This is a genomic window from Pseudomonas sp. TE31087 (assembly GCF_057284075.1).
In genome coordinates this window covers 1540856-1564061 of the sequence record NZ_JBXVNN010000001.1, presented here as the reverse complement: position 1 = coordinate 1564061, position 23206 = coordinate 1540856, and the positions used below count along the sequence as shown (strand labels likewise).

The following is a 23206-nucleotide window of genomic DNA, read 5'->3' as shown; positions in this document are numbered from 1 at the left end:
CGTCGGGCACTGCTAACGTGCTGGAGGAGGTGAACCCAGCGCCGGAATCTGGCTCCAAGGCACTGTACGCCCATTCCAGGAGGACTGCCCGCAATGCCCGACGTCATCGCCGCCCCGGCCCGCACCTGCCTGCTCGACGCCGGCTACGCCCGTGAGGCGCGTTCGCTGCTCTACCATGCCTATCGCCACGAGCCGACCTTCGCCTGGCTGTTCGAGGGCCAGCGCCCCGGCTACGAGCGTCGCCTGCGGGTGATGGTGCGCGAGTGGGTGCGCCAGCACTTCTATCTGCAGCTGCCGGCAATCGGCCTGCTGCTGGAGGACCGCTTGATCGGCCTGGCGCTGATCGTGCCGCCACAGCGGCGCCTGGGCGTGGCCGACAGCTGGGCCTGGCGCCTGCGCATGATCCTCGGCACCGGCCTGCGCTGCACCCGGCGTTACCTGGACTACCAGGCCGCGCTGGCCGGCTGCCTGCCGGGCGACAATGTCCATGTCCTGCCGCTGCTGGGCGTGCACCCGCAGTTCCAGGGCCAGCACTACGGCGAACAATTGCTACAGGCCGTGCACGACTGGTGCGCGGAGGACGCCAGCACCGAGGGCGTGGTGCTGGACACCGGTAATGCGCACTACCTGGCGTTCTACCAGCGCCAGGGCTATGAAGAGATCGGCGAGATCGCGGTGGGACCGATCAGGGAGCGGGTGTTCTTCCACCCCAATCCCCGCTCGTCCAGGGTGGCGAACCTGTGACAGGTGGTTGCCGACAACCCTCTTGACCCCTTTGCTCTGGTAGCATGCCGCGCATGACGTATTCAGGAAGACTTGGCTGGGGCCTGCTGTTGCTGGCCGCCAGCTCCATGGCATGGGCGCAGAGCGAATTGCTGGTGCGGGTCAAACCCGCCAACAAGGCGCTCAAGTCCAATATAGAAGGGTATATCGGCAGCCTGGGCGAGCGCGACGAAGAAGCCTTGCTGCGCTTCAGCCGGGGCGCCGAGGAGCAGACGCGCAAGGCCGCCCAGGCCCTGGGCTACTACCAGGCGCGGGTCGAGACCGAGGTCAAGCCCGCCAGCGACAAGGACAAACCCGCGCAATTGATCATCCGGGTCGAGCCCGGGGAGCCTGTGCGCCTGCGCAACGTGACCGTGCGCGTCGACGGGCCGGCCAGCGAACTCAAGGCCTTTCGCATCCCCGACAGCAAGGCGCTGCGCCCGGGCGAGCAACTCAACCACGGCATCTACGAGGATGCCAAGCGGTTGATCCAGAACCAGGCGTCGCGCTACGGCTTCTTCGCCGGCCGTTTCGAGCGCCAGCGCCTGGCGGTGGACCCGCAGGCCGGCGTGGCCGACATCGAGCTGGTCTACCTGAGCGGCCCGCGCTACCGCCTGGGCGCGGTGACCTTCGGCGGCGACGCGCCGCTGGACAATGACCTGCTGCAGCGCATGGTGTCGTTCAAGCCCGGCACCCCCTACGACTCTGAACTGATCGCCGAACTCAACAACGACCTGCAATCGAGCGGCTACTTCGACAGCGTGCGGGTGGACGCCGCGCCCACCGCCGCAGTGGGCGAGGACATCCCGGTGGATGTGCGCCTCGATACCCGCAAGCCGCGCACCCTGGGCCTGGGCCTGGGCTTTTCCACCGACGTCGGGCCGCGCGGCAAGGCCAACTGGACCCGCCACTGGGTCAACCCGCAAGGGCACAGCTATGGGTGGGAAACCGAATTGTCGGCGCCCCGGCAGAACGTCGGGCTGTGGTACGACATCCCGCTGGACCCGCCGCTCACCGACAAGCTGCGCTTCGCCGGCGGCTACCAGAACGAGGAGATCTCCGGCACCGACACCCTGAGCAAGCTGCTCACCGTTGGCCCCGAGTGGCACAGCAAGCTGCCCAGCGGCTGGCAACGGGTGATCTCGCTCAAGTACCAGCGCGAGGAATATCGGCTGGGTGACGACTCGGGGCTGAGCAACCTGCTGATGCCGGGCGTCAGCTTTTCGTACCTGCGCAGCGACAACCGCATCGACCCGCATAACGGCTACCGCCTGCAGTTCGACCTGCAGGCGGCCAAGGAAGGCCTGGGCTCGGACACCAACCTGATCCACGGCAACGTGCTGCTCAAGGGCCTGACCACCCTGGGCCAGAACCATCGCTTCCTCGGTCGCGTGCAGTTCGGCGGCAGCGCCACCAACGGCTACCAGCAGAACATCCCGCCGTCGCTGCGCTTCTTCGCCGGTGGCGACCAGAGCGTGCGCGGCTACGACTACCAGTCGCTGTCGCCAAAGAACAACCAGGGCGACCGCATCGGCGGCCGCTACCTGGTGGCCGGCAGCGCCGAGTACCAGTACTCGATCGCGGAAAAATGGCGCCTGGCGACCTTCGTCGACCAGGGCAACTCGTTCAATTCGCTGGAGTTCCCCAGCCTCAAGACCGGTGTCGGCATCGGTGTGCGCTGGGTGTCGCCGGTCGGGCCGCTGCGCCTTGACCTGGCCCGCGCGCTGGATGATGACGGTGGTTTTCGCTTGCACTTCTCCATGGGGCCCGAGCTGTGATGCGTGTGTTCAAACCGATCCTGCTGGTGCTGGCGGGCCTGCTGGTGCTGATCGTCCTGGCGCTGGGGCTGGTGCTCGGCACCCAGGCGGGCAGCCGCTGGGCGCTGGCGCGGGTGCCGGGGCTCGAGGTCAGCGATTTTACCGGGCGCCTTGGCGGCAGCTGGCAGGCCAGCCTGCTGCGCTGGTCCGCCGGCGACGATCGGGTCGAGCTGCTGACGCCACAATTGGCCTGGTCGCCGGCCTGCCTGCTGCGTGCCACCCTGTGCATCGAGCGCCTGCAGGCCGAGCGCATCGACATGGCCTTCGCGCCGGGAGAGGACAACCCCAACAGCGGCCCGCTGCAATTGCCGGCGCTGAACCTGCCGCTGGCCATCGAACTGGGCGAGGTCAAGGTGGGCCAGTTGCGCCTGGATGGCAGCGAACTGCTGGGCGACCTGAGCCTGGCCGCGCACTGGACCGCCAGCGGGCTGCGGGTGGACAGCCTGCGACTGCGCCGAGACGATCTGCACCTGGATGTCCAAGGCGACCTAACGCCCCAGGGTGACTGGCCGCTGCAGCTGCAGGGCACGCTGCAACTGCCGACAGTGGATGGCAAGCCGTGGCAGCTGGCATTGAACGCCAAGGGCGAGCTGCAGCAGACCCTCGTCATCGAGGCCACCAGCAGCGGTTACCTGGATGCCCGGTTGAACGGTGAATTGCAGGCCTTGGCCGAGCACCTGCCGGCCCGCCTGAGCATCCGCTCGGAGGCCTTCAAGCCCGCCGGCGAGTTGCCCGACACCCTGCAGCTGAACCAGCTCAAGCTCGATGCCCAGGGCGACCTGCTCAAGGGCTACCAGCTCTCAGGCTCGGCCACCTTGCCCGCCGAGCAAGGGCCGGTGGGCCTGGTGCTGGCCGGTAAGGTGGACGCCAAGGGCGCACGGGTCGATGCCCTGGACCTTAATGCCAGCGACACGCAGCGGCTCAAGCTGCAGGCCAGCGCCGACTGGCAGCAAGGCCTGAGCGCCGAGGCTAGCCTCGACTGGCTGGACTTCCCCTGGTTGCGCCTGTATCCGTTGGAACAGCCGCCCCAGGTCACCCTCAAGCGCTTCAACGCCCAGGTGCAGTACCGCGACGGCAACTACAAGGGCGCGTTCAACGGCGACCTGGACGGTCCGGCGGGCGCTTTCAGCCTGGCCAGCCCGTTCGAGGGCGACCTGGGCCAGGTACGCCTGCCGCAGTTGTTGCTCAGCGCGGGGCAGGGCAAGGCCGCGGGCAGTGTCGCCCTGCGTTTCGCCGACACCCTGGCCTGGGATGTCGACCTGCAATTGTCGGCGCTGGACCCGGCCTATTGGCTGGCGGAGCTGCCGGGCACCCTGGCCGGGCCGCTGCGCAGCCAGGGCGAGCTCAAGCACGAGCAGTTGGCGCTCAAGGCGCAGCTGGACCTCAAGGGTCGCCTGCGCGGCCAGTCGGCGCTGGTCAAGGTCGACGCCGAGGGCGCCGGCGAGCGCTGGACCCTGGGCAGCCTGGCGGTGCAGCTGGGTGACAACCGCATCAGCGGCAGCGCCAGCCTGCAGCAGCGCCTGGCCGGGCGCATCGACCTCGACCTGCCGCGCCTGGGCCAGCTCTGGCCGCAACTGCAAGGGCAGGCCAAGGGCCGCCTGGACCTGGCCGGTACCCTGGCCGCGCCCCAGGGCACCCTGGCCCTGCAGGGCCAGCAACTGGGCCAGGCCGACAACCGCGTGCAGCGCCTGGACCTCGACGCGCGACTGGACAGCGCCCAGCGCGGCCAGCTGACGCTCAAGGCCGGCGGGATCCGCCTGGGGGACACCGCCCTGGGCAGCCTCGATGTGCAAGGCAAGGGCGATATCCGCCAGCAGGCTGCGACGCTGGCCCTTGATGGCTCGCAACTCAAGCTCGACCTGGCGCTGGATGGCGCCTTGAGCAAGGGCGACTGGCGGGGCCGCCTGGCCAGCGGGCGCATCCAGGCCGGCGGCCAGGATTGGCAGTTGCAGGCACCAGCGCGCCTGCAACGCCTGGCCAGCGGCCAGCTCGACTTCGGTGCCCACTGCTGGCGCTCCGGGCAGGCCAGCCTGTGTGGAGAGGACCAGCGTCTGGCGCCGGAGCCGCGCCTGCGCTACCACCTCAAGCAGTTCCCGCTGGACAGCCTGGCGCAGTGGCTGCCCAAGGACTTCGCCTGGCACGGCCTGCTCAACGCCGACATCAACCTCGACATCCCGTCCAGTGGCCCCAAGGGCAGCATTCGCATCGATGCCGGCGGCGGTACCCTGCGGGTGCGCGACAAGGACCGCTGGATCGACTTCCCCTACCAGGTGTTGCGCCTGGACAGCACCCTGGCGCCACGCCGGGTCGACACCCGCGTGGATTTCCGTGGCGAGCGCCTGGGCGAGCTGAACCTGAATGCCCGCATCGACCCGCTGGGCCGCAACAAGCCGCTTTCCGGCGACTTCCGCCTGGCCGGGCTCGATCTGTCGGTCATCCGCCCGTTCCTGCCGATGGTCGAGCGCCTGGCCGGCCAGCTCAATGGCAGCGGGCGCCTGTCGGGCAGCCTGCTGGCGCCCAAGGTCAATGGCAACCTGGCCTTGAGCGGCGGCGAAGTCAGCGGCGCGGAACTGCCGGTCAGCCTCGAGGACCTGTCGCTGCAGGCACTGATCGCCGGTGAGCAGGTGCAGTTGAACGGCAACTGGCGCAGCGGCGCCGCCGGCCGTGGGCAACTGGCCGGTCACCTGACCTGGGGGCAGGCGCTGGGCATGGACCTGCGCCTGCAGGGCCAGCAACTGCCGGTCAGTGTCGAGCCGTACGCGGCACTGGAGGTGGCGCCCGACCTGACCATCCGCCTGCTGGACGACCGCCTGGCGGTCACCGGCAAGGTGCTGGTGCCCAAGGGCAAGATCACCGTGCGCGAGTTGCCGCCGTCCACGGTCAAGGTCTCGGATGACACGGTGATCGTCGGCCACCAGACCGAGCAGGGCAAGCCGCCGATGGCGGTGGCCATGGACATCGATGTCGAGGTCGGCAGCGAAAAACTGTCGTTCAAGGGCTTCGGCCTTACCGCCAACCTGCTGGGCCATGTACATATCGGCGACAACCTCGACACCCGCGGCGAACTGAGCCTGGCCGACGGGCGCTATCGGCAGTATGGGCAGAATCTGACCATCCGCCGCGCGCGCCTGTTGTTCGCCGGGCCCATCGACCAGCCGTACCTGGACATCGAGGCCATCCGCCAGGTCGATGAGGTGATTGCCGGCATCCGCCTGAGCGGCAGCGCCGAGCAGCCGACCACCAAGGTGTTCTCGGAGCCGGCGATGAGCCAGGAGCAGGCATTGTCCTACCTGGTGCTGGGCCGGCCGCTGAACAGCTCCGGCGAGGACAACAACATGCTTGCCGAGGCGGCGCTGGGCCTGGGCCTGATGGGCAGCGCCGGCCTGACCGGCGGCCTGGCCTCGAACCTGGGCATCGACGACTTCCAGCTCGACACCCAGGGCACGGGCAACAAGACCAGCGTGGTGGCCAGCGGCAATCTTACCGAGCGGCTTAGCCTGCGTTATGGCGTCGGCGTATTCGAGCCGGCCAACACCATCGCCTTGCGCTACAAGCTCAGCAAGAAGGTCTACCTCGAGGCCGCCAGCGGCCTGGCCAGCTCGCTGGACATCTTCTACAAGCGCGATTTCTGAGCCCGGTGGAGTGCCTGCTTAGCGGGCATGGCACTCCTGACGCCGAATGTTGCCGATCTGTCGCAAGCTCAGACCGTACTTGTTGGCCAGCAGGCTGCGCGACAGCCCGCTGGCGCTTTCCTTCTGGATCTGCTTGTTGCGTAACTGGCGCTGGAAGTGGTCGGGCTTGGGGATTTCCAGGGCCAGACCGGCGTAGCGCTCGATCAGCGCGTCGAGCGCCGCAGATGGCAGCACATCGGCCAGCTTGCTGCGGTCGCGGTGCTTGGGAATGTACTTGGGTCGTCCGCCGAAGGCACAGGTCAGGCGGTAGGCGCTGTCCAGGCCGACGCACTCGATCAGCGCCTGCAGCGATTGAGGCAGTTGGGTGATGTCGATATTGCTCAGGTCTGGCGTTTCCACGAAATGGTTCCTTCCGTCATGTAGGTTTGGCAGACGCCGAGGCCCGGTTGGCTGCGGCGTGGTCGGCCACAGGTGGCGGTCCGAGTGGCGTGGTCCGATTTTCGAACAGCAGCGGAAAGGGTCGCTAGGCGTGAAGCGGACCGGAGCTTGTAGTCGCAACTGCCTGTTGTTTGCGGGCAGCCTGATAGCGTGAAGTAGGAAACGCCTTCACCCTTTAGCTACAGGCCCCAAATCGTCTAGTGAAGGGGTTCCATGATGGCGGTTTGGGTGGATGACCCAGGCGTTCGCGCGCAGACACGCCCGGGGTCCTGGGGTGAGGAGGTATGTGCAGGAAAAGGAGGCAGGCAGGAACTTCAGCGGGGGAAAAGCGGGCGAGGTATCATGGCGTCGGCTCCGCTGGAGCCTCATGTCCCCGATGTCGCAAGGAATTTCCGATGACCCACGTGCAGCGCCTCAAATACTCGATCCTGATCATCCTGGTGGTCCTGGGAATCATGCTCGGCCTAAGCTACCTGCAGAAGCAGGGCACTATCAGCGAGCAGACGTTCCAGTACATCGCCATCGCCATCGCGGTGGTAGTGGTGGTGATCAACGGGATCCTGCGGCGCAAGGTCAAGCCCTGAGGCGGGCGGGCCGGCATATCCTTGCCGGCCATGCGCTCAACGCGAGACGGGTTGCTCGAGCACGGCCCAGGCCTGGGGGTTGAGGCTGTAGCATTTGTCGCTGCCCAGGCTGATCACGCCTTCGCTGCACAGGCGTTTGAGCACCTCGCGCACACTCAGGAACGACAAGGGAATATCCAGTTGCTCGAGTTGCGCATGCACGCCGCGCACGCCAATGCTGCGGCCATTGCGCCCGGCGGTGTGCAGCGCGTCGATGACCTTCAGGCGGATCAGGCTGGTGCGCAGGCCATAGGCGCGCAGCAGCTCGCGGATCTGTTCGTTGCCCACGCGTTCCTCCTGGGGGGCGGCGGCCTGGCCTGGGGCGGGCGGCGCCGATAGCGTTTGTTGCGGGTTATACATGTGAATGCTCCTTTTCGTGGACTGTCCCGAAATCATGGGTGCCTCACATCTAAAGACGAATGAGATCGACAAAACTGCAACCCTCGGTGAAAAAAATCTGACACGTTCTGTTGAGAACGTTGCAGCCTCGCGTCGACCGTAAAATTTTCATCCGGCCATTCGTCTGTTCGGGATGACCCCGATAGCACGAGGAGTGCCTGTGATCCCTCTTCCCCTGTTCCGCCTGGGCCTTGCCGCCGCCCTGGTTGCCTCCAGCCTGGCCGTCCAGGCACGGGAGGTCGCCGACGAGGCCTCTGCGCAGATCCGCCGCACCAGCTTTGGCGTGCCGCATATCCTGGCCAAGGACGAACGCGGCCTGGGCTACGGCATCGGCTATGCCTACGCCCAGGACAACCTGTGCCTGCTGGCCAACGAGGTGCTGACGGTCAATGGCGAGCGCTCGCGCTATTTCGGTGGCGACGCCAAGACGGTCGAGCAGCGCGACAACCTGTCCAGCGACCTGTTCTTCACCTGGCTGAACGAATCGGCGGCAGTGGACGCCTTCCTGCAGGCGCAACCGGTGGCGGTGCGTGACCTGCTCGACGGCTACGCCAGCGGCTATAACCGTGCCCTGGGCGAGCGGCGCGCCCAGGGCCTGCCGGCCGAGTGCGGGGCAGGGGACTGGGTGCGACCGATCAGCAGCCGCGACCTGGTCAAGCTGACCCGGCGCCTGCTGGCCGAAGGTGGTGTCGGCCAGTTCGTCGAGGCGGTGGTGGCCGCGACCCCGCCGAAGCTGGCGGCGCAACGCCCGGCGGTCGACTACGGCATGGCCCTCGCGCGCCAGGCGCAGTTCGCCGCCGAGCGTGGCAGCAACGCCGTGGCGGTGGGCAGCGAGCGTTCGGCCAATGGGCGCGGGCTATTGTTGGCCAACCCGCATTTCCCCTGGATCGGCGGGATGCGCTTCTACCAGATGCAGCTGACCATCCCCGGGCAGCTGGATGTGATGGGCGCGGCCCTGCCGGGCCTGCCGGTGGTCAACATCGGCTTCAACCGCCATCTGGCCTGGACCCATACCGTCGACACCTCGAAGCATTTCACCCTCTACCGCCTGCAACTGGATCCCAAGGACGCGACCCGTTACCTGTATGACGGCCAGTCGCTGCCGCTCGAGCGCAAGCCGCTCAAGGTCACGGTCAAGGGCGAGGACGGCACGCTGAGCGAGGTGGAACGCACCATCCACCTGTCGAAGTTCGGCCCGGTGGTGCAGTGGCCAGGGCGGCTGGACTGGGACAACCAGGTGGCCTACAGCCTGCGCGACGCCAACCTGGACAATACCCGGGTGCTGCAGCAGTGGTACCGGATCAACCGCGCCGATAGCCTGGAGGCGCTCAAGGCCTCGGTGGGGCAGTTGCAGGGTATCCCCTGGGTCAACACCCTGGCGGTGGATGCCGCCGGCCAGGCCCTGTACCTGAACCAGTCGGTGGTGCCCTATGTCGACCAGGCGCTGTTGGCGCAGTGCAGCAATCCGGCGGCGTCTGGCCCGCTGGTGGTGCTCGATGGCTCGCGCAGCACCTGCCAGTGGAAGGTCGATGCGCAGGCGGCCCAGCCGGGGATCTTCCCGGCGAACCTGCTGCCGAGCCTGGAGCGCCGTGACTATGTGCAGCACGCCAACGACTCGGCGTGGATGGCCAACCCGGCCCAGCCGCTGACCGGTTTCTCGCCACTGGTCAGCCGTGCCGACCAGCCCCTGGGCATGCGCAGCCGCTTTGCCCTGCAGCGCCTGCAGGGCAGGGACAAGCTGGGTGTCGCCGAGCTGCAGCGCATGGTGTTCGATGACGAGGTGTACCAGGCCAGCCTGCTGTTGCCGGACCTGCTGCAATGGTGCAAGGGCGTGGAGGCGGATATTGAGCCAGTGTGTGCCAGCTTGCGGGACTGGAACGGCAAGGCCGACCTGGACAGCAGTGTCGGCCTGGTTCATTTCATGAACATCGCCGGCGCGTTGGCCGAGCACCCGCAAAGCTGGCGCGTGCCGTTCGATCCGGCCGACCCGCAGCACACCCCGCGTAGCCTGGCGGTGGAGCAGGCCGCGGTAGGCAAGCTGCTGCGCGAGGCGGCGCTGGCGTCGCTGGAGCAGGTGGGCAAGGCGGGCATCGCCGCCGATCAGCGTTGGGGGCAGATACAGCAGGCTGCCGATGGCACACCGGTGCCTGGCGGTCCGCAGGCCCTGGGGGTCTACAACGCGATGGTCAGTGTGCCGGTGGGGCCGGGCAAGCGCCTGGTGGTCAGTGGTTCGAGCTATCTGCAGGTGGTCAGCTTCACCGAGCAAGGGCCACAGGCTCAGGGATTGCTGGCGTTCTCGCTGTCGAGCGAAAAGGCGTCGGCGCATGCCGCCGACCAGACGCGGGCCTTCGCGGCCAAGCAACTGGCGCCGATCCCGTTTACCGAGGCGCAGATCAAGGCTGATCCGCAGTATCGGCAGTATGTGATCAGTGAGCGGGATAAGGGGCGCGTGGTCAGCGCTCAGTGATCCGGCGTCAGATGATGTAGGAGCGGCCTCGTGCCGCGAAAGGGCCGCAAAGCGGCCCCCGATTTCAGCGATTATGCAAAGATCGCCGGGGCTGCTTTGCAGCCCTTTCGCGGCACAAGGCCGCTCCTACAGGGGGCAAGCGTCTGTCGTTCAGGAAAACTCGAACGGCGCCAGCTGGAAGCCCTGTTCGTCCACCTGCAACGCCCAGCCCCGACGATCCCAGTCCCCCAGCACGATACGCCGCGCCGGCTGGCCGTCGACCACCAGCTTGTGCAACGCCGGCCGGTGGGTGTGGCCGTGGACCAGGGTGCGCACGCCATGGGCGGCCATCACCTTGGGCACTTCCTCGGGGGTGACATCGACGATCTCGGTGCTCTTCATGCGCACCTGCGTACTGCTTTCGCTGCGTAGCTTGCGCGCCAGCTTGTGCCGCGTGCCCAGCGGCAGGTGCCGCAGGACCCACAGGGTCAGCGGGTTGCGCAGGTAGCGGCGCAGCTTCATGTAGGCTACGTCGCGGGTGCACAGGGTGTCGCCGTGCATCAGCAGCACCGCCTCGCCACCGAGCTCGACCACACTGGGGTCGGCCAGCAGGGTGCAGCCGGCGGCGTCGCAGAACGCCTGGCCGATGAGGAAGTCGCGGTTGCCGTGCATCAGGTAGATCGTCGTGCCGCTGTCGCTCAGCCGGCGCAGGGCCTGGCAGATCGACTGCTGGAACGGCGTCATCGCATCGTCGCCGATCCAGGCCTCGAAGAAGTCGCCAAGGATGTACAGCGCCTTGGCGTGGCGGGCGCGGCCGTCGAGCAGATCAAGAAACGCCCGGGTGATGTCCGGGCGTTCTTCTTGCAGGTGCAGATCGGAGATCAGCAGTATCACTCAATGATCTCGGCTTTCTCGATGATCACGTCTTCTTTCGGTACGTCCTGGTGGCCAGACTTGGAACCGGTGGCGACCTTTTCGATGGCGTCGACAACCTCGGTGCCTTCGGTCACTTTACCGAACACGGCGTAGCCCCAGCCTTGGACATTCTTGCCGCTGTGGTTGAGGAAGTCGTTGTTCGAGGCGTTGATGAAGAACTGCGCGGAGGCCGAGTGCGGCTCCATGGTACGGGCCATGGCGATGGTGTACTTGTCGTTCTTCAGGCCGTTGTCGGCTTCGTTCAGGATGCTGGCACGCTTGTCACGTTTTTCGTTCATGCCTGGCTCGAAACCGCCGCCCTGGATCATGAAACCCTTGATCACACGGTGGAACACGACGTTGCTGTAGTGCCCGGCCTTCACATATTCGAGGAAGTTGGCCACGGTGATCGGGGCTTTTTCGTCATTCAGTTCAATGACGATATCGCCGTGGTTGGTGCTCAGTTTGACTTTGGACATGCTGAAATTCGCTCTTTCAAGGCATTCGGGAAATAGGGTGCGCGGTGCGCTCGGATGACCTGACGCAGGATCAGGCCGCCGCGGCACACGCCACTGGGGCGCCATTGTGCCGGATTGTAGACCGCTGCGGCGACAAAACGCGCCACTTTGTCGGTGCTCCGGCTGTCAGCAGCTTGACTGCTTCGGCTATGATAGGCGCTTTGATTCAATCGGCCTACCCGGCCGGCTACCTGCATTCAAGGACACTATGAGCAAGCCCACTGCCGACAACGCGCCAAACGCCGCTGCCAAAGGCGCACCCGCCGTCCCTGTGAACTTCCTGCGGCCGATCGTCCAGGCCGACCTGGACTCGGGCAAGCACCAGAGCATCGTCACCCGTTTCCCGCCGGAGCCCAACGGTTACCTGCATATCGGTCACGCCAAGTCGATCTGCGTCAACTTCGGCCTGGCCAAGGAATTCGGCGGTGCCTGCCACCTGCGTTTCGACGACACCAACCCGGCCAAGGAAGACCAGGAGTACATCGACTCCATCCAGCGTGACGTCAAATGGCTGGGCTTCGAGTGGGCAGGCCCGGTGCGCTATGCCTCGGACTACTTCGAGCAACTGCACGCCTGGGCCGTGGAGCTGATCAAGTCGGGCAACGCCTATGTCTGCGACCTGACCCCCGAGCAGGCCAAGGAATACCGCGGCAGCCTGACCGAGGCTGGCAAGAACAGCCCGTTCCGCGAGCGCAGCGTCGAGGAGAACCTGGACCTGTTCGCGCGCATGAAGGCCGGCGAGTTCAAGGACGGCGAGCGCGTGCTGCGCGCCAAGATCGACATGGCCTCGCCGAACATGAACCTGCGCGACCCGATCCTGTACCGCATCCGTCATGCCCACCACCACCAGACCGGTGACAAGTGGTGCATCTACCCCAACTACGACTTCACCCACGGTCAGTCGGACGCCATCGAAGGCATCACCCACTCGATCTGCACCCTGGAGTTCGAAAGTCACCGTCCGCTGTACGACTGGTTCCTCGACAAGCTGCCGGTGCCGGCGCACCCGCGCCAGTACGAGTTCAGCCGCCTGAACCTGAACTACACCATCACCTCCAAGCGCAAGCTCAAGCAGCTGGTGGACGAAGGCCACGTCGAGGCCTGGGACGATCCGCGCATGTCGACCCTGTCGGGCTATCGCCGTCGCGGCTACACCCCGGCCTCGATTCGCAACTTCTGCGAGATGATCGGCACCAACCGCTCCGACGGCGTGGTCGACATGGCGATGCTCGAGTTCAGCATCCGCGACGACCTCGACCGCACCGCGCCACGCGCGATGTGCGTGCTGCGCCCGCTGAAGGTGGTGATCACCAACTACCCCGAGGGCCAGGTCGAGCAGCTCGAACTGCCGCGCCACCCGAAGGAAGACATGGGCGTGCGCGTGTTGCCGTTCGCCCGCGAGCTGTACATCGACCGCGACGACTTCATGGAAGAGCCGCCCAAGGGCTACAAGCGCCTGGAGCCGGCCGGTGAAGTGCGTCTGCGCGGCAGCTACGTGATCCGCGCCGACGAGGCGATCAAGGACGAAGGCGGCAACATCGTCGAACTGCGCTGCTCGTACGATCCGGACACCCTGGGCAAGAACCCCGAGGGCCGCAAGGTCAAGGGCGTGATCCACTGGGTGCCGGCGCAAGGCAGCGTCGAGTGCGAAGTGCGTCTGTACGACCGCCTGTTCCGCTCCGCCAACCCGGAGAAGACCGAAGACGGCGGCAGCTTCCTCGACAACATCAACCCCGATTCGCTGCAGGTGCTCAGCGGTTGTCGCGCGGAACCTTCCCTGGGCCAGGCCCAGCCAGAAGACCGCTTCCAGTTCGAGCGCGAAGGCTACTTCTGCGCCGACCTGAAAGACTCCCAGCCGGGTCGCCCGGTATTCAACCGGACCGTGACCCTGCGCGATTCGTGGGGCAGCTGAGGAACCTTCGTGCTTACCATCTACAACACGCTGAGCAAGACCAAGGAAGTTTTCAAGCCGCTGGACGGCAACAAGGTGCGCATGTACGTGTGCGGCATGACCGTGTACGACTACTGCCACCTGGGCCACGGCCGCAGCATGGTGGCCTTCGACCTGGTCACCCGCTGGCTGCGCAAGAGCGGCTATGAGCTGACCTATGTGCGCAACATCACCGACATCGACGACAAGATCATCAACCGGGCCAACGAGAACGGCGAGTCGTTCGACGCGTTGACTGCCCGCATGATCGATGCGATGCACGAGGACGAGCGGCGCCTGAGCATCCTGCCGCCGGACCTGGAACCGCGTGCCACCGACCATATCCCCGGCATGCACGCGATGATCCAGACCCTGATCGATAAGGGCTATGCCTACGCGCCGGGCAACGGCGACGTGTACTACCGGGTCGGCAAGTTCGTCGGCTACGGCAAGCTGTCGCGCAAGAAGATCGAAGACCTGCGCATCGGCGCCCGCATCGAGGTCGACGAGGCCAAGCAGGACCCGCTGGACTTCGTCCTGTGGAAGGGCGTCAAGCCCGGCGAGCCTTACTGGGATTCGCCGTGGGGCCCGGGCCGTCCGGGCTGGCACATCGAGTGCTCGGTGATGTCCACCTGCTGCCTGGGCGAGAGCTTCGACATCCACGGCGGCGGCAGCGACCTGGAGTTCCCGCACCACGAGAACGAGATCGCCCAGAGCGAGGCGGCCACCGGCAAGCAGTACGCCAACGCCTGGATGCACTGCGGCATGATCCGCATCAATGGCGAGAAGATGTCCAAGTCGTTGAACAACTTCTTCACCATCCGCGACGTGCTCGACAAGTACCACCCGGAAGTGGTGCGCTACCTGCTGGTGGCCAGCCACTACCGCAGCGCGATCAACTACTCCGAGGACAGCCTGCGCGACGCCAAGGGCGCGCTCGAGCGCTTCTACCACGCGCTGCGCGGCTTGCCGCGGGTCGCGGCCAAGGGTGGCGAGGCATTCGTCGAGCGTTTCACCGTGGCGATGAACGACGACTTCGGCACGCCGGAAGCCTGCGCCGTGCTGTTCGACCTGGTGCGCGAGATCAACCGCCTGCGCGACAGCGACCCCGAGGCCGCCGCCGGCCTGGCCGGTCGCCTGCGTGAGCTGGGGGATGTGCTGGGCGTGCTGCAGCTGGAAGCCGATGACTTCCTGCGCGCCGGTGCCGAGGGCAAGGTCGATGCCGCCGAAGTGGAGGCGCTGATCCAGGCGCGCCTGCAGGCACGCACCGACAAGAACTGGGCCGAGTCCGACCGCATCCGCGACCAGCTGACGGCCATGGGCGTGGTGCTGGAAGACAGCAAGGGCACCACCACCTGGCGCCTGGCTGACTGATACTGCAACCGGGGCCGCTGTGCGGCCCAATCGCGGGGCAAGCCCGCTCCCACGTCGACGCACCTGCTATTGGGTGTCAACGTGGGAGCGGGCTTGCCCCGCGATGCTTTTCAGGCTGCTACTTTGCCGGCCCCGCCAATGGGCAATGCAGCACCAGCTTTGCCCCACCCAGCGCACTGCTGGCCACCTCCAGCCCGAACCCATGCAGGTCGACGATCGCCGCGACGATCGACAATCCCAGCCCGAACCCCGGGTGACGATGGCCTTCCTCGCTGCGGTAGAAGCGCTTCAACACCGCCTCACGCTCATCCGCCGGAATCCCCGGCCCGCTGTCCTCGACGGCGATATGCACGCCTTGATCGTCCTCGCTTGCGACCATGCGCACCTGACCGCCTTGCGGGGTGAACTTGATCGCATTGCCTACCAGGTTGGCCAGGGCCTCGAACAGCAGTTCCCGATCGCCATGCAGGGCCGCCAGTTGTGCGGGCTGCTCCAGTTGCAGGCGGATGCCGCCATCCTCGGCCAGTGGCAGGTAGAAGTCGTGCAGCTCCACCAGCAAGGCCTGCGGGTCAAGCTGGACGAAGCCGGCGCGACGCTGGCGGTCTTCCAGTTCGCTGATGCGCAGTAGGCCACGGAAGCGCGCCATCAGCGTGTCGGTCTCGCCGATCGCCTGGTCCAGCGCTGCGCCTTCGGCAGAGTCGGCGCCGCTTTGCTGGCGAATGCGATAGAGCTGTGCGCGCAGGCGGGTGAGGGGCGTGCGCAGGTCGTGGGCGATGTTGTCACAGACCCCCTTGACCTCATGCATCAGCCTTTCGATGCGGTCGAGCATCGCGTTGACAATGGCGGCCAGCATGTCCAGTTCATCGCGGCGCACCGACACCGGCAGGCGGTGGGTCAGGTCACCGGCGACGATAAGTTCGGCCTGGGCCTGGATCGCCCGGATGCGTTTGAGCGGTCGGCGGCGCAGCAGGTACCAGCCGGCGAAGCCTGGAATCAGGGTCAGGGAAATGCCCCAAAGCAGCGCGTCGAGAATGATCCGGGTGACCACGAACAGCGAGCCATTGTCGCGCACCAGCACCAGCCAGCGACCGTCCTGCACCTTGATCGCCACGGCGTCGCAGCTGTCGCGGGGCAGGTGGGGGTCGTCGGCGTCCAGGCAGCGCTTGAGCTCGTGGACCTTGCCGTCCAGGCCCAGCTCCGAGGGTATCGTGCGGATGCGCCCGCCGATCGGGTTGAGCTGGGTGTCGAACAAACCGTAGGCGTCGAAGCTGCGTTCCTCGAAGGCCTGGCTTGCGATCAGCGCGTCGTCCAGCTGCTTGCCGCTCATGTGGGCGAACAGGTGCTGGCGTTGCAGCATGGAATGGCGGGTGAGCTTGTTCAGGTAGCTGGTGACCTCGAAGTACAGCACCCCCATGAGGATGCTGCTCCAGGCCACGAACAGGAAGCTGTACAGCGCCAGCAGGCGGCTGGTGGAGGAACTCCAGCCCTTAGACGGGTTCGGCAATGGCATAGCCGGAGCCCCGCACGGTACGGATCAGCGGGTTCTGCCCGGGCGAGTCGATCTTCTTGCGCAGACGGCCGATGTGCACGTCGATCAGGTTGGTGCCCGGGTCGAAGTGATAGCCCCAGACTTCCTCGAAGATCATCATCCGGGTGATCACCTGGCCGGAGTGGCGCATCAGGTACTCGAGCAGCTTGTACTCGGTGGGCAGCAGGTTCAGCGCCTGTTCGCCGCGGCGCGCCTCGTGGCTGATCAGGTCCAGCTCGAGGTCGGCGACCTGCAGGCGGGTCTGGGTCATCGGCACGCTGTTGCGGCGCAGCAGCACCTCGACCCGGGCGGCCATCTCGTCGGAGGCGAACGGCTTGGTCAGGTAGTCGTCGCCGCCGGCACGCAGGCCGCGCACGCGCTCGTCGACGTCCGACAGGGCGCTGATCATCAGGATCGGCGTGGTGATTTTCAGGTTGCGCAGGGTGGTGACGATGGTCAGGCCATCGACCTCGGGCAGCATGCGGTCGAGGGTGATCAGGTCGTAGCCGCCGGCGATGGCCTTGGCCAGGCCTTCACGGCCATTGTCGGCCCAGTCGACTTCCAGACCGTGGCTGGACAGTTCGGCGACGATTTCCTGGGCGGTGACGGCGTCGTCTTCGATGGTCAGTACGCGAGGCATGCTGGTTCCTGGGCGGCGAGTGGAGACCTGATTGTGCCAAAGAATAGACAACCGGCGATTTAAGAAAAATTCATCTGGCTGTATGGGAGACGCATTCCCCTGTAGGAGCGGGCTTGTCCCGCGAAGACTGGCGAAGCCGGTGCCATGCAACGCGGTGCCTGTTTCGCGGGGCAAGCCCGCTCCTACAGGGGGGCGTGGAGGTTCTAAGAAAAATGGGGCATGCCATCGCTGGCATGCCCCATCGTCACTTCAGGCGGATGCTTCAGGCGACCTTGACGATCCAGCCCGCCGGGGCTTCGACGTCACCGCTCTGGATACCGGTCAGCTCGGCGTAGAGCTTCTGGGTGACCGGGCCGACTTCGGTTTCGCTGTGGAACACGTGCAGCTTGCCGTTGTACTGGATGCCGCCGATCGGCGTGATCACCGCGGCGGTGCCGCAGGCGCCGGCTTCGATGAAACGGTCGAGCTTGTCGATTTCCACGTCGCCTTCGATCACTTTCAGGCCCAGGCGCGATTCGGCCAGTTCCATCAGCGACAGGCGGGTGATGCCCGGCAATACCGAGATCGACTTCGGCGTGACGAATTCGTCGTTGGCGGTGATGCCGAAGAAGTTGGCCGAACCGACTTCCTCGATCTTCTTGTGGGTCAGCGGATCGAGGTAGATGCAGTCGGCGAAGCCGGCTTTCTTGGCCTCGTAGCCTGGTTGCAGGCTGGCCGCGTAGTTGCCGCCGACCTTGGCTGCGCCGGTGCCTTGCGGGGCTGCGCGGTCGTAGTCGGAGATCAGGAACTTGTGCGGGGTCATGCCGCCCTTGAAGTACGAACCGACCGGGATGGCGAAGACCGAGAAGATGAACTCGGGAGCGGTGCGCACGCCGATGTTGTCACCGGTGCCGATCACGAATGGACGCAGGTACAGCGCGCCCTTGCCGTGCGGCGGCACGAATTTTTCGTTGGCCTTGACCACCTGCTTGCAGGCTTCGATGAACTGTTCGGTCGAGACCCGTGGCATCAGCAGGCGGTCGCAGCTGCGCTGCATGCGCGCGGCGTTCTGGTCCGGGCGGAACAGGTTGATCGAACCGTCCTTGCAGCGGTAGGCCTTCAGGCCTTCGAAGCACTGCTGGCCATAGTGCAAGGCGGTGGAGCCTTCACTGATGTGCAGCACGTTGTCTTCGGTCAGGGTGCCCTTGTCCCACTCGCCGTTACGCCATACGGACAGGTAACGTTTGTCGGTCTTGATGTAGTCGAAACCCAGCTTGTCCCAGTTAATGCTTTCGTTACTCATGACACCCTCATTGCTCTGGCCCGAACACGGCGGGCTGCTTTTATATGCGCACCCCGCCACCATAATACATCCGGCGCGGATCGGGAACGGCCAGTCACACAATCCGCCGGGCGTGTACGTTCGGGTCAGTCGCTGTCGCGATGGCGATTACGATGAACGAACAGGCCTGAGCCTGTGCAGAACTGCACATCCACATTCCTTGGAATTTACCTTGGCCAGGAACATTGCCGTGCAGGGGGATGTTGCTAAAGACCCCGACTTCCGAATGATGTGTTGGAGGATTCTGAAGGTTGTCGGATGTTAGTCAGACATGTCTTTGAGTATTCAGCCTAAACGCCAGGCCTTTCATGGTGTTCGCCGTAACTCTTGCAGCGCCTGTCAGATCGAGCGCCGCCCGCGCGGCGCATCGCGACGCAAGGCCGCTCCTGCATCTGTTTCGGGCCAGTCAATCCTGTGACATTACCTGGGACGCCTTGTTGGTACGACGCGGTTTCAGCGTGGGCACCACTGGCGCCTCACCTGTCTCACGACTTGCACCAAGGCGGGTAACCATGGCCTGACAGGTTTGGCACGTTGCAACAAATAATGAAATGGCTACCCCCGCCCCACCCTGTGTCAGCCCTCTAAGCTTTCACAGGGTGCCTATCGGAGTGCAACGCCATGAACACTGTCGCCATCATCGCCATCGACCTGGGAAAGTTGAGCTTCCATGTACACGCTCAGGATGATCGGGGTCATGAGCTCTATCACCGCAGGTTCAACCGTGAGTCACTCATTCGCCACCTTGCCAATCTTGCGCCCTGTACGGTGGCGATGGAGGCCTGTGGTGGCTCTCATTTCATGGCGCGAGAGGTGACGAGACAGGGTCATACGCCCAAACTTATTCCCGCACAGTTCGTTCGCCCCTACGTGAAAAGCAACAAGAATGACTTTGCCGATGCTGCCGCTATCGGTGAGGCGGCAACCCGCGATCAGATGCGCTTCGTGCCTCCCAAAACCGAGGCCCAGCAGGCGCTGGCGATGCTCAATTCACTGCGCGACAGCTTCATCAGAGACCGTACTGCCACCATGAACCGCATCCACGCTTATTTGCTCGAGGTGGGGGTCAGTTTGGCACCCACCTTCAAGGCGGTCCGGGAGCTCCCCATTCTGCTGGACGACAGTACCTTCTCACCGTTGATCAAGAAGCTGTTGCTGGACCTACATGCCCACTTCCGCTATCTCGATGATCGGATCAAGGCTCTGGACAAGGAAGTGCATAGCCAGGCCGTTAGCGATGATCTTGCTTCCCGTTTGATGTCGATACCTTGTATTGGCCCGATCACCGCTACCGCCCTGGCTGCGGAATTGGGTGATGGTAAGCAGTTCCGCTGTGGGCGAAATTATTCAGCCTCCATAGGCCTGGTTCCCAGGCAGCACACGACAGGCGGCAAACCTTGCCTGGGGCGAATCAGCAAGCGGGGCGACGGCAATCAGCGACGACTGCTGATCCAGTGCGCGAGGGTCTATCTGATTGGGCTGGAGCGCAAAACCGGCAAGCTGGCGGACTGGGTACGTGGCTTGCTACGTGTTCACCACCCCAACCTGGTGGTGTGCGCTATCGCCAACAAACTGGCCCGAATCGCCTGGGCCATCACGGCACACCACAGCGAATTTGATGCAGGGTCAAGCGCCATGAACGCTTGACCCTGCAGACACACGAGTAACAACCCACCTGGTTTTGCGATGCTGCACACAGATGACGTGAACGGTATACCGGCCTGGCGATCAACCTGAGCTCCTACTCGGCTTCAGAAGCCGAACAAATATCTAGGCTCGTCGGGCGCGATTTTCATCGAGGCGCGGGACCAACCTCCCACACGACGCCGTATAGATTGACGCAAACCAAACTCACGCACATCTCAGTACAGTATTGCAGAAATGGGGGTAACCATAGATGTAGGAGCGGCCTTGCGTCGCGATGCGCCGCGCGGGCGGCGCTCGATCTGATAGGCGCTGCAAGCGTTAAGGCGAACACCTGGTAGCCCTGATGCGGTCAATAGCCCTCGCGCCAAAAGACCTTGAAAGGGATGAGCCTAAACGCAGATAGTCCTTCAGAATCAGGTTTTCCAGAAAAACGTGGTCATGCGAGACCACCAGCAGCGCCCCCTTGAACTGTCGCAACAACTGCTCCAGCGCCTCGAGCGACGGCAGGTCGAGGTGGTTGTTCGGTTCATCGAGCAGTAGCAGGTCCAATGGCTGTTCACGGTACAGCACGGCAGCCAACGCGACCTTGAGCCGTTCGCCGCCACTGAGCAGGGCGCCGGGCAGTGTGATGCGTGCCGCGTCGATGCCCAGCTGCGCCAGCCGACGACGCAGTTCGTCGTCGGGCAGGCGCGGATTGGCGGCGCGCAGATGTTCCAGGGCGCTCTGCCGTGGCCCCAGGCAACTGCCATGCTGGTCGAGCAGGGCCACTTCGCCAGTCAGCCGCAGGCTGCCCGCGCGCGGCGCCAGTTCACCGGCCAGCACCCGCAACAGGGTGGACTTGCCGCTGCCGTTGTCGCCCACCACCCCCAGCCGCTGGCCCAGGCACAGGCGCAGGTCCAGCGCATCCGTCGTGCCCCGTGGCAGGCACAAACCCTCCAGGGCCAGCACCTCGCGCCCCGCATGCCGTTGCGGCATGGGGGCGTGCAGTATGATCGGTACCTCGCGCTCGACCTGGCGCGCTGCCTGGCGCACCTGTGCGTCCAGCGCCACCTTGGCGTCTTGCTGCTCGCGGCGCTGGCGCCCGGCGGTGGCCTGGCTGCGCTGTTGCTGGCGGTCGAGCAGAATCTGCGCCTGGTTCGCCTGCCTGGCCTGGCGCCCGGCACTGGCCTGGTGACGCTCGAGATTCTCGCGCTGACGTTGCAATGCCAGGGCCTGGCGTTGACGTTGCTGCTTGAGGCGCAGCAATTCCTGCGCGGCCAGTTCGGCCTGCGCGGTGCTCTGCTGCCGGTAGAAGGCGAAATCGCCGCCATAGGCGCGCAAGCCAAGGGGCGACAGTTCGACGATGCGTGCCATGTGCCCGAGCAGTGCCCGATCGTGACTGATCACCAGCAGGCCCTTGTCCCAGCCCTGGAGCATGTCATGCAGCATGGCCCTGGCACTGCTGTCCAGGTGGTTGCTTGGCTCGTCGAGGATCAGGTAGTCGGCCTCGCTCAGCCAGGCGCCGAGTAGGGCGACGCGCATGGCCTGGCCGCCGCTCAGGCGATTGGCCGGGCAGTGCGGGTCGAGATGACCCAGGCCATGGCGTTGCAACTGGGCCTGCAATCGCGAGCGGATGTCCCAGCGATCGTCGACTGCGTCGAAGTCCGCCGGGTCGATGCTGCCGCGTTCGATCCGTTCGAGGGCGCGCAGGGTGCCACCGATCCGGGCCAGGTCAGCGAGAGTGGCGCTGTTGGCGAGTACCTGCTGGTCGAGATGATGCACCCGGCCATGGCGCAGGCAGTGGCCCTGGCTGGGCTCGCGCAGGCCGGCCAGCAGTTGCCCGAGCAAGCTCTTGCCCACGCCGTTGCGTCCGACCAGGCCGGTGTGGCGCAGGTCGAAGGATTCGTTGAGGTCGGTGAAAAGTGGCCTGCCATCGGGCAGGACCAGGGTGACGCTGTCCAGCGTCAGGATCGACGAGTTCGTCATGCACAACTCCACTCATGCCGCGACATCCCCGGTGTGAACCGGAGGCTGAAGACTGGCCGTCAGGCTGACGGCGGCATCAATGGCGCATTGGACGAATACCTCGTGGTGTGGAATGGGTGCAAGACTAGTCCAGCAACGCGTTGGAAGGCAACGTTTTCGCCTATGCGCGTCGTCAGCACATGCGCAATCCCCTGTAGGAGCGGCCTTGCCGAGGCGTCGGACCGGCCGGAAAGGGCTGCGTAGCAGCCCCGGCGATTGATGCGTCAACGCTGAAAACCTGGGGCCGCTACGCGCCCCCTTCGCGGCACGAGGCCGCTCCTACAGGGACCGCGCAGGGCTTGAAGGGCTCAGCGCAAACGCCGGTTCCAGTCGCCGCCATGATCGCGACAGCATGCCTCTTCGCTGTCGAAGCGCACATGCCAGGCCACATGGTCCAGCTCGATCCCCGCGTCGCTCAGCGCCTGGGCGGTCAACGCGATCATCCGCGCCTTGTCCGTGCCGGCCAGGGCCCGGGCCTTGTCGGTGTCGTCGGTGAACACCCAGGTGATGCGCAGGCTGGCGGGGAAGTCGTCGAGGTCCACCTGGTGGGTGAGCCAGGCGAAACCGACGATCTCGCCCTGGGCGGTGGCGCAGGCCTCGGTCAGGCAGGCGACCATCTCCCGCTCCAGGCGCGCCAGGGCACGCTTGCCGCCGGCCATCAGACGTTGTCGATCTGCTGGCAGAAGCGCAGGCGGTTGCCGAACGGGTCGGCGACCTGCATCTCCAGACCCCAATCGACTGCCTCGGCGTGCGGTCGCGCATAGCCGTATTGTTTGGCCAGCAGTTCACGCTCCAGGGCCTTGAGGTCCTCGACCCGGGCGAACACTGCCGCGCCCGGCGTGGCGTCGCCGTGGTGCTCGGACAGGTGCAGGATCAGACCGTCGCGGTGGACCTGCATGTACAGCGGCAGGTCCGGGGCGAAGCGGTGTTCCCAGTCGAGCTGGAAACCGAGGAAGTCGAGGTAGAACTCCCGGGCCTTGTCGACCGAAAAGATCCGCAGGATCGGAATGGCGGGGGCGAATTGCATGGTGGCGTCCTTGGCTCGAAAAAGGGCAGGGTGGTCACTTTAGCGCACTTCGCCATCGAGGCTGGCACCCGAATTGCGCGCCGGGGCGCAGCCGCTCTGGGCCGCAGCCTTGCGGCATGACTGACGGTTCGAAAGTTTCATCATCGTTCATCTGCGCAGTTGGCCCGCTCCCTGCTATATCCCAT

General features: G+C 65.4%; 18 protein-coding genes. 8 read left to right on the top strand and 10 right to left on the bottom strand.

All coding sequences use genetic code 11. The annotated features are described in order from the left end of the window. Positions 1 to 93 precede the first annotated feature (93 nt). The 3 genes from ACZ899_RS07115 to ACZ899_RS07105 are packed head-to-tail and all read left to right on the top strand — an operon-like array spanning position 94 to position 6211. Positions 94 to 744 carry a GNAT family N-acetyltransferase gene (locus ACZ899_RS07115; RefSeq protein ID WP_062574305.1) on the top strand — a complete coding sequence of 217 codons (651 nt, stop codon included), beginning with the start codon at positions 94 to 96 and terminating at the stop codon, positions 742 to 744. A gap of 53 nt (positions 745 to 797) precedes the next feature. Then, complete coding sequence (locus tag ACZ899_RS07110) at positions 798 to 2540, top strand: autotransporter assembly complex protein TamA (protein WP_234562495.1); 1743 nt, start codon at positions 798 to 800, stop codon at positions 2538 to 2540. Beyond that, on the top strand, positions 2537 to 6211 hold the full coding sequence (locus ACZ899_RS07105; protein WP_442800036.1) for a translocation/assembly module TamB domain-containing protein: 3675 nt from the start codon (positions 2537 to 2539) through the stop codon (positions 6209 to 6211). Before ACZ899_RS07110 ends, ACZ899_RS07105 begins: the two co-directional genes overlap by 4 nt. 18 nt (positions 6212 to 6229) lie before the next feature. Here ACZ899_RS07105 and ACZ899_RS07100 read toward each other — a convergent pair whose 3' ends face one another. Further along, entirely contained in the window at positions 6230 to 6610 is a 381-nt protein-coding gene (locus ACZ899_RS07100; RefSeq protein ID WP_232855220.1) for a Mor transcription activator family protein, read from the bottom strand. 434 nt (positions 6611 to 7044) lie between these two features. Between ACZ899_RS07100 and ACZ899_RS07095 the strand changes: the two genes are divergently transcribed. Then, complete coding sequence (locus ACZ899_RS07095; protein WP_011533313.1) at positions 7045 to 7233, top strand: hypothetical protein; 189 nt, start codon at positions 7045 to 7047, stop codon at positions 7231 to 7233. Positions 7234 to 7269: 36 nt separating this feature from the next. Here the strand turns inward: ACZ899_RS07095 and ACZ899_RS07090 are convergent, their stop codons facing one another. Continuing rightward, positions 7270 to 7632, bottom strand: a complete 363-nt coding sequence (locus ACZ899_RS07090; RefSeq protein WP_110737627.1) for a fe2+ zn2+ uptake regulation protein — start codon at positions 7630 to 7632, stop codon at positions 7270 to 7272. 199 nt (positions 7633 to 7831) lie between these two features. Between ACZ899_RS07090 and pvdQ the strand changes: the two genes are divergently transcribed. Then, positions 7832 to 10138 (top strand): bifunctional acylase PvdQ, encoded by a 2307-nt coding sequence (gene pvdQ, locus ACZ899_RS07085; RefSeq protein ID WP_442800037.1) that lies wholly within the window; start codon positions 7832 to 7834, stop codon positions 10136 to 10138. Positions 10139 to 10288: 150 nt separating this feature from the next. Here pvdQ and ACZ899_RS07080 read toward each other — a convergent pair whose 3' ends face one another. Together ACZ899_RS07080 and ACZ899_RS07075 are read right to left on the bottom strand one after the other, a co-directional pair. After that, positions 10289 to 11011 (bottom strand): UDP-2,3-diacylglucosamine diphosphatase, encoded by a 723-nt coding sequence (locus ACZ899_RS07080; RefSeq protein WP_234562497.1) that lies wholly within the window; start codon positions 11009 to 11011, stop codon positions 10289 to 10291. Then, positions 11008 to 11511, bottom strand: a complete 504-nt coding sequence (locus ACZ899_RS07075; protein ID WP_234562498.1) for a peptidylprolyl isomerase — start codon at positions 11509 to 11511, stop codon at positions 11008 to 11010. The genes ACZ899_RS07080 and ACZ899_RS07075 overlap by 4 nt, the downstream gene beginning before the upstream one ends. A gap of 247 nt (positions 11512 to 11758) precedes the next feature. On the opposite strand from ACZ899_RS07075, the gene ACZ899_RS07070 reads away from it, so the two are divergent. Both ACZ899_RS07070 and cysS read left to right on the top strand, forming a co-directional pair. Further along, on the top strand, positions 11759 to 13462 hold the full coding sequence (locus tag ACZ899_RS07070) for a glutamine--tRNA ligase/YqeY domain fusion protein (RefSeq protein ID WP_203646844.1): 1704 nt from the start codon (positions 11759 to 11761) through the stop codon (positions 13460 to 13462). Positions 13463 to 13471: 9 nt separating this feature from the next. Continuing rightward, positions 13472 to 14854 (top strand): cysteine--tRNA ligase, encoded by a 1383-nt coding sequence (gene cysS, locus ACZ899_RS07065; RefSeq protein ID WP_186714427.1) that lies wholly within the window; start codon positions 13472 to 13474, stop codon positions 14852 to 14854. Between the two features lie 118 nt (positions 14855 to 14972). Here the strand turns inward: cysS and ACZ899_RS07060 are convergent, their stop codons facing one another. From ACZ899_RS07060 to ACZ899_RS07050, 3 genes are all read right to left on the bottom strand, one after another. After that, entirely contained in the window at positions 14973 to 16364 is a 1392-nt protein-coding gene (locus ACZ899_RS07060) for a sensor histidine kinase (RefSeq protein ID WP_234562499.1), read from the bottom strand. Then, entirely contained in the window at positions 16342 to 17022 is a 681-nt protein-coding gene (locus ACZ899_RS07055; RefSeq protein ID WP_050706019.1) for a response regulator transcription factor, read from the bottom strand. The genes ACZ899_RS07060 and ACZ899_RS07055 overlap by 23 nt, the downstream gene beginning before the upstream one ends. 262 nt (positions 17023 to 17284) lie before the next feature. Further along, positions 17285 to 18304 carry a branched-chain amino acid aminotransferase gene (locus tag ACZ899_RS07050; protein ID WP_203646838.1) on the bottom strand — a complete coding sequence of 340 codons (1020 nt, stop codon included), beginning with the start codon at positions 18302 to 18304 and terminating at the stop codon, positions 17285 to 17287. Between the two features lie 660 nt (positions 18305 to 18964). On the opposite strand from ACZ899_RS07050, the gene ACZ899_RS07045 reads away from it, so the two are divergent. Next, entirely contained in the window at positions 18965 to 19990 is a 1026-nt protein-coding gene (locus ACZ899_RS07045; protein ID WP_203646634.1) for an IS110 family RNA-guided transposase, read from the top strand. Between the two features lie 318 nt (positions 19991 to 20308). On the opposite strand, the gene ACZ899_RS07040 is transcribed toward ACZ899_RS07045, so the two are convergent. The 3 genes from ACZ899_RS07040 to ACZ899_RS07030 all read right to left on the bottom strand — a co-directional run bounded on the left by ACZ899_RS07040 (position 20309) and on the right by ACZ899_RS07030 (position 23021). Then, on the bottom strand, positions 20309 to 21955 hold the full coding sequence (locus ACZ899_RS07040; RefSeq protein WP_234561024.1) for an ATP-binding cassette domain-containing protein: 1647 nt from the start codon (positions 21953 to 21955) through the stop codon (positions 20309 to 20311). A gap of 347 nt (positions 21956 to 22302) precedes the next feature. Further along, positions 22303 to 22656: a hypothetical protein gene (locus ACZ899_RS07035; protein ID WP_234561027.1), complete on the bottom strand. Its 354-nt coding sequence runs from the start codon at positions 22654 to 22656 to the stop codon at positions 22303 to 22305. Beyond that, the gene (locus tag ACZ899_RS07030; protein WP_050706017.1) at positions 22653 to 23021 is read right to left on the bottom strand and encodes a glyoxalase superfamily protein; all 369 of its coding nucleotides are present in this window, start codon (positions 23019 to 23021) and stop codon (positions 22653 to 22655) included. The genes ACZ899_RS07035 and ACZ899_RS07030 overlap by 4 nt, the downstream gene beginning before the upstream one ends. Positions 23022 to 23206 lie beyond the last annotated feature (185 nt).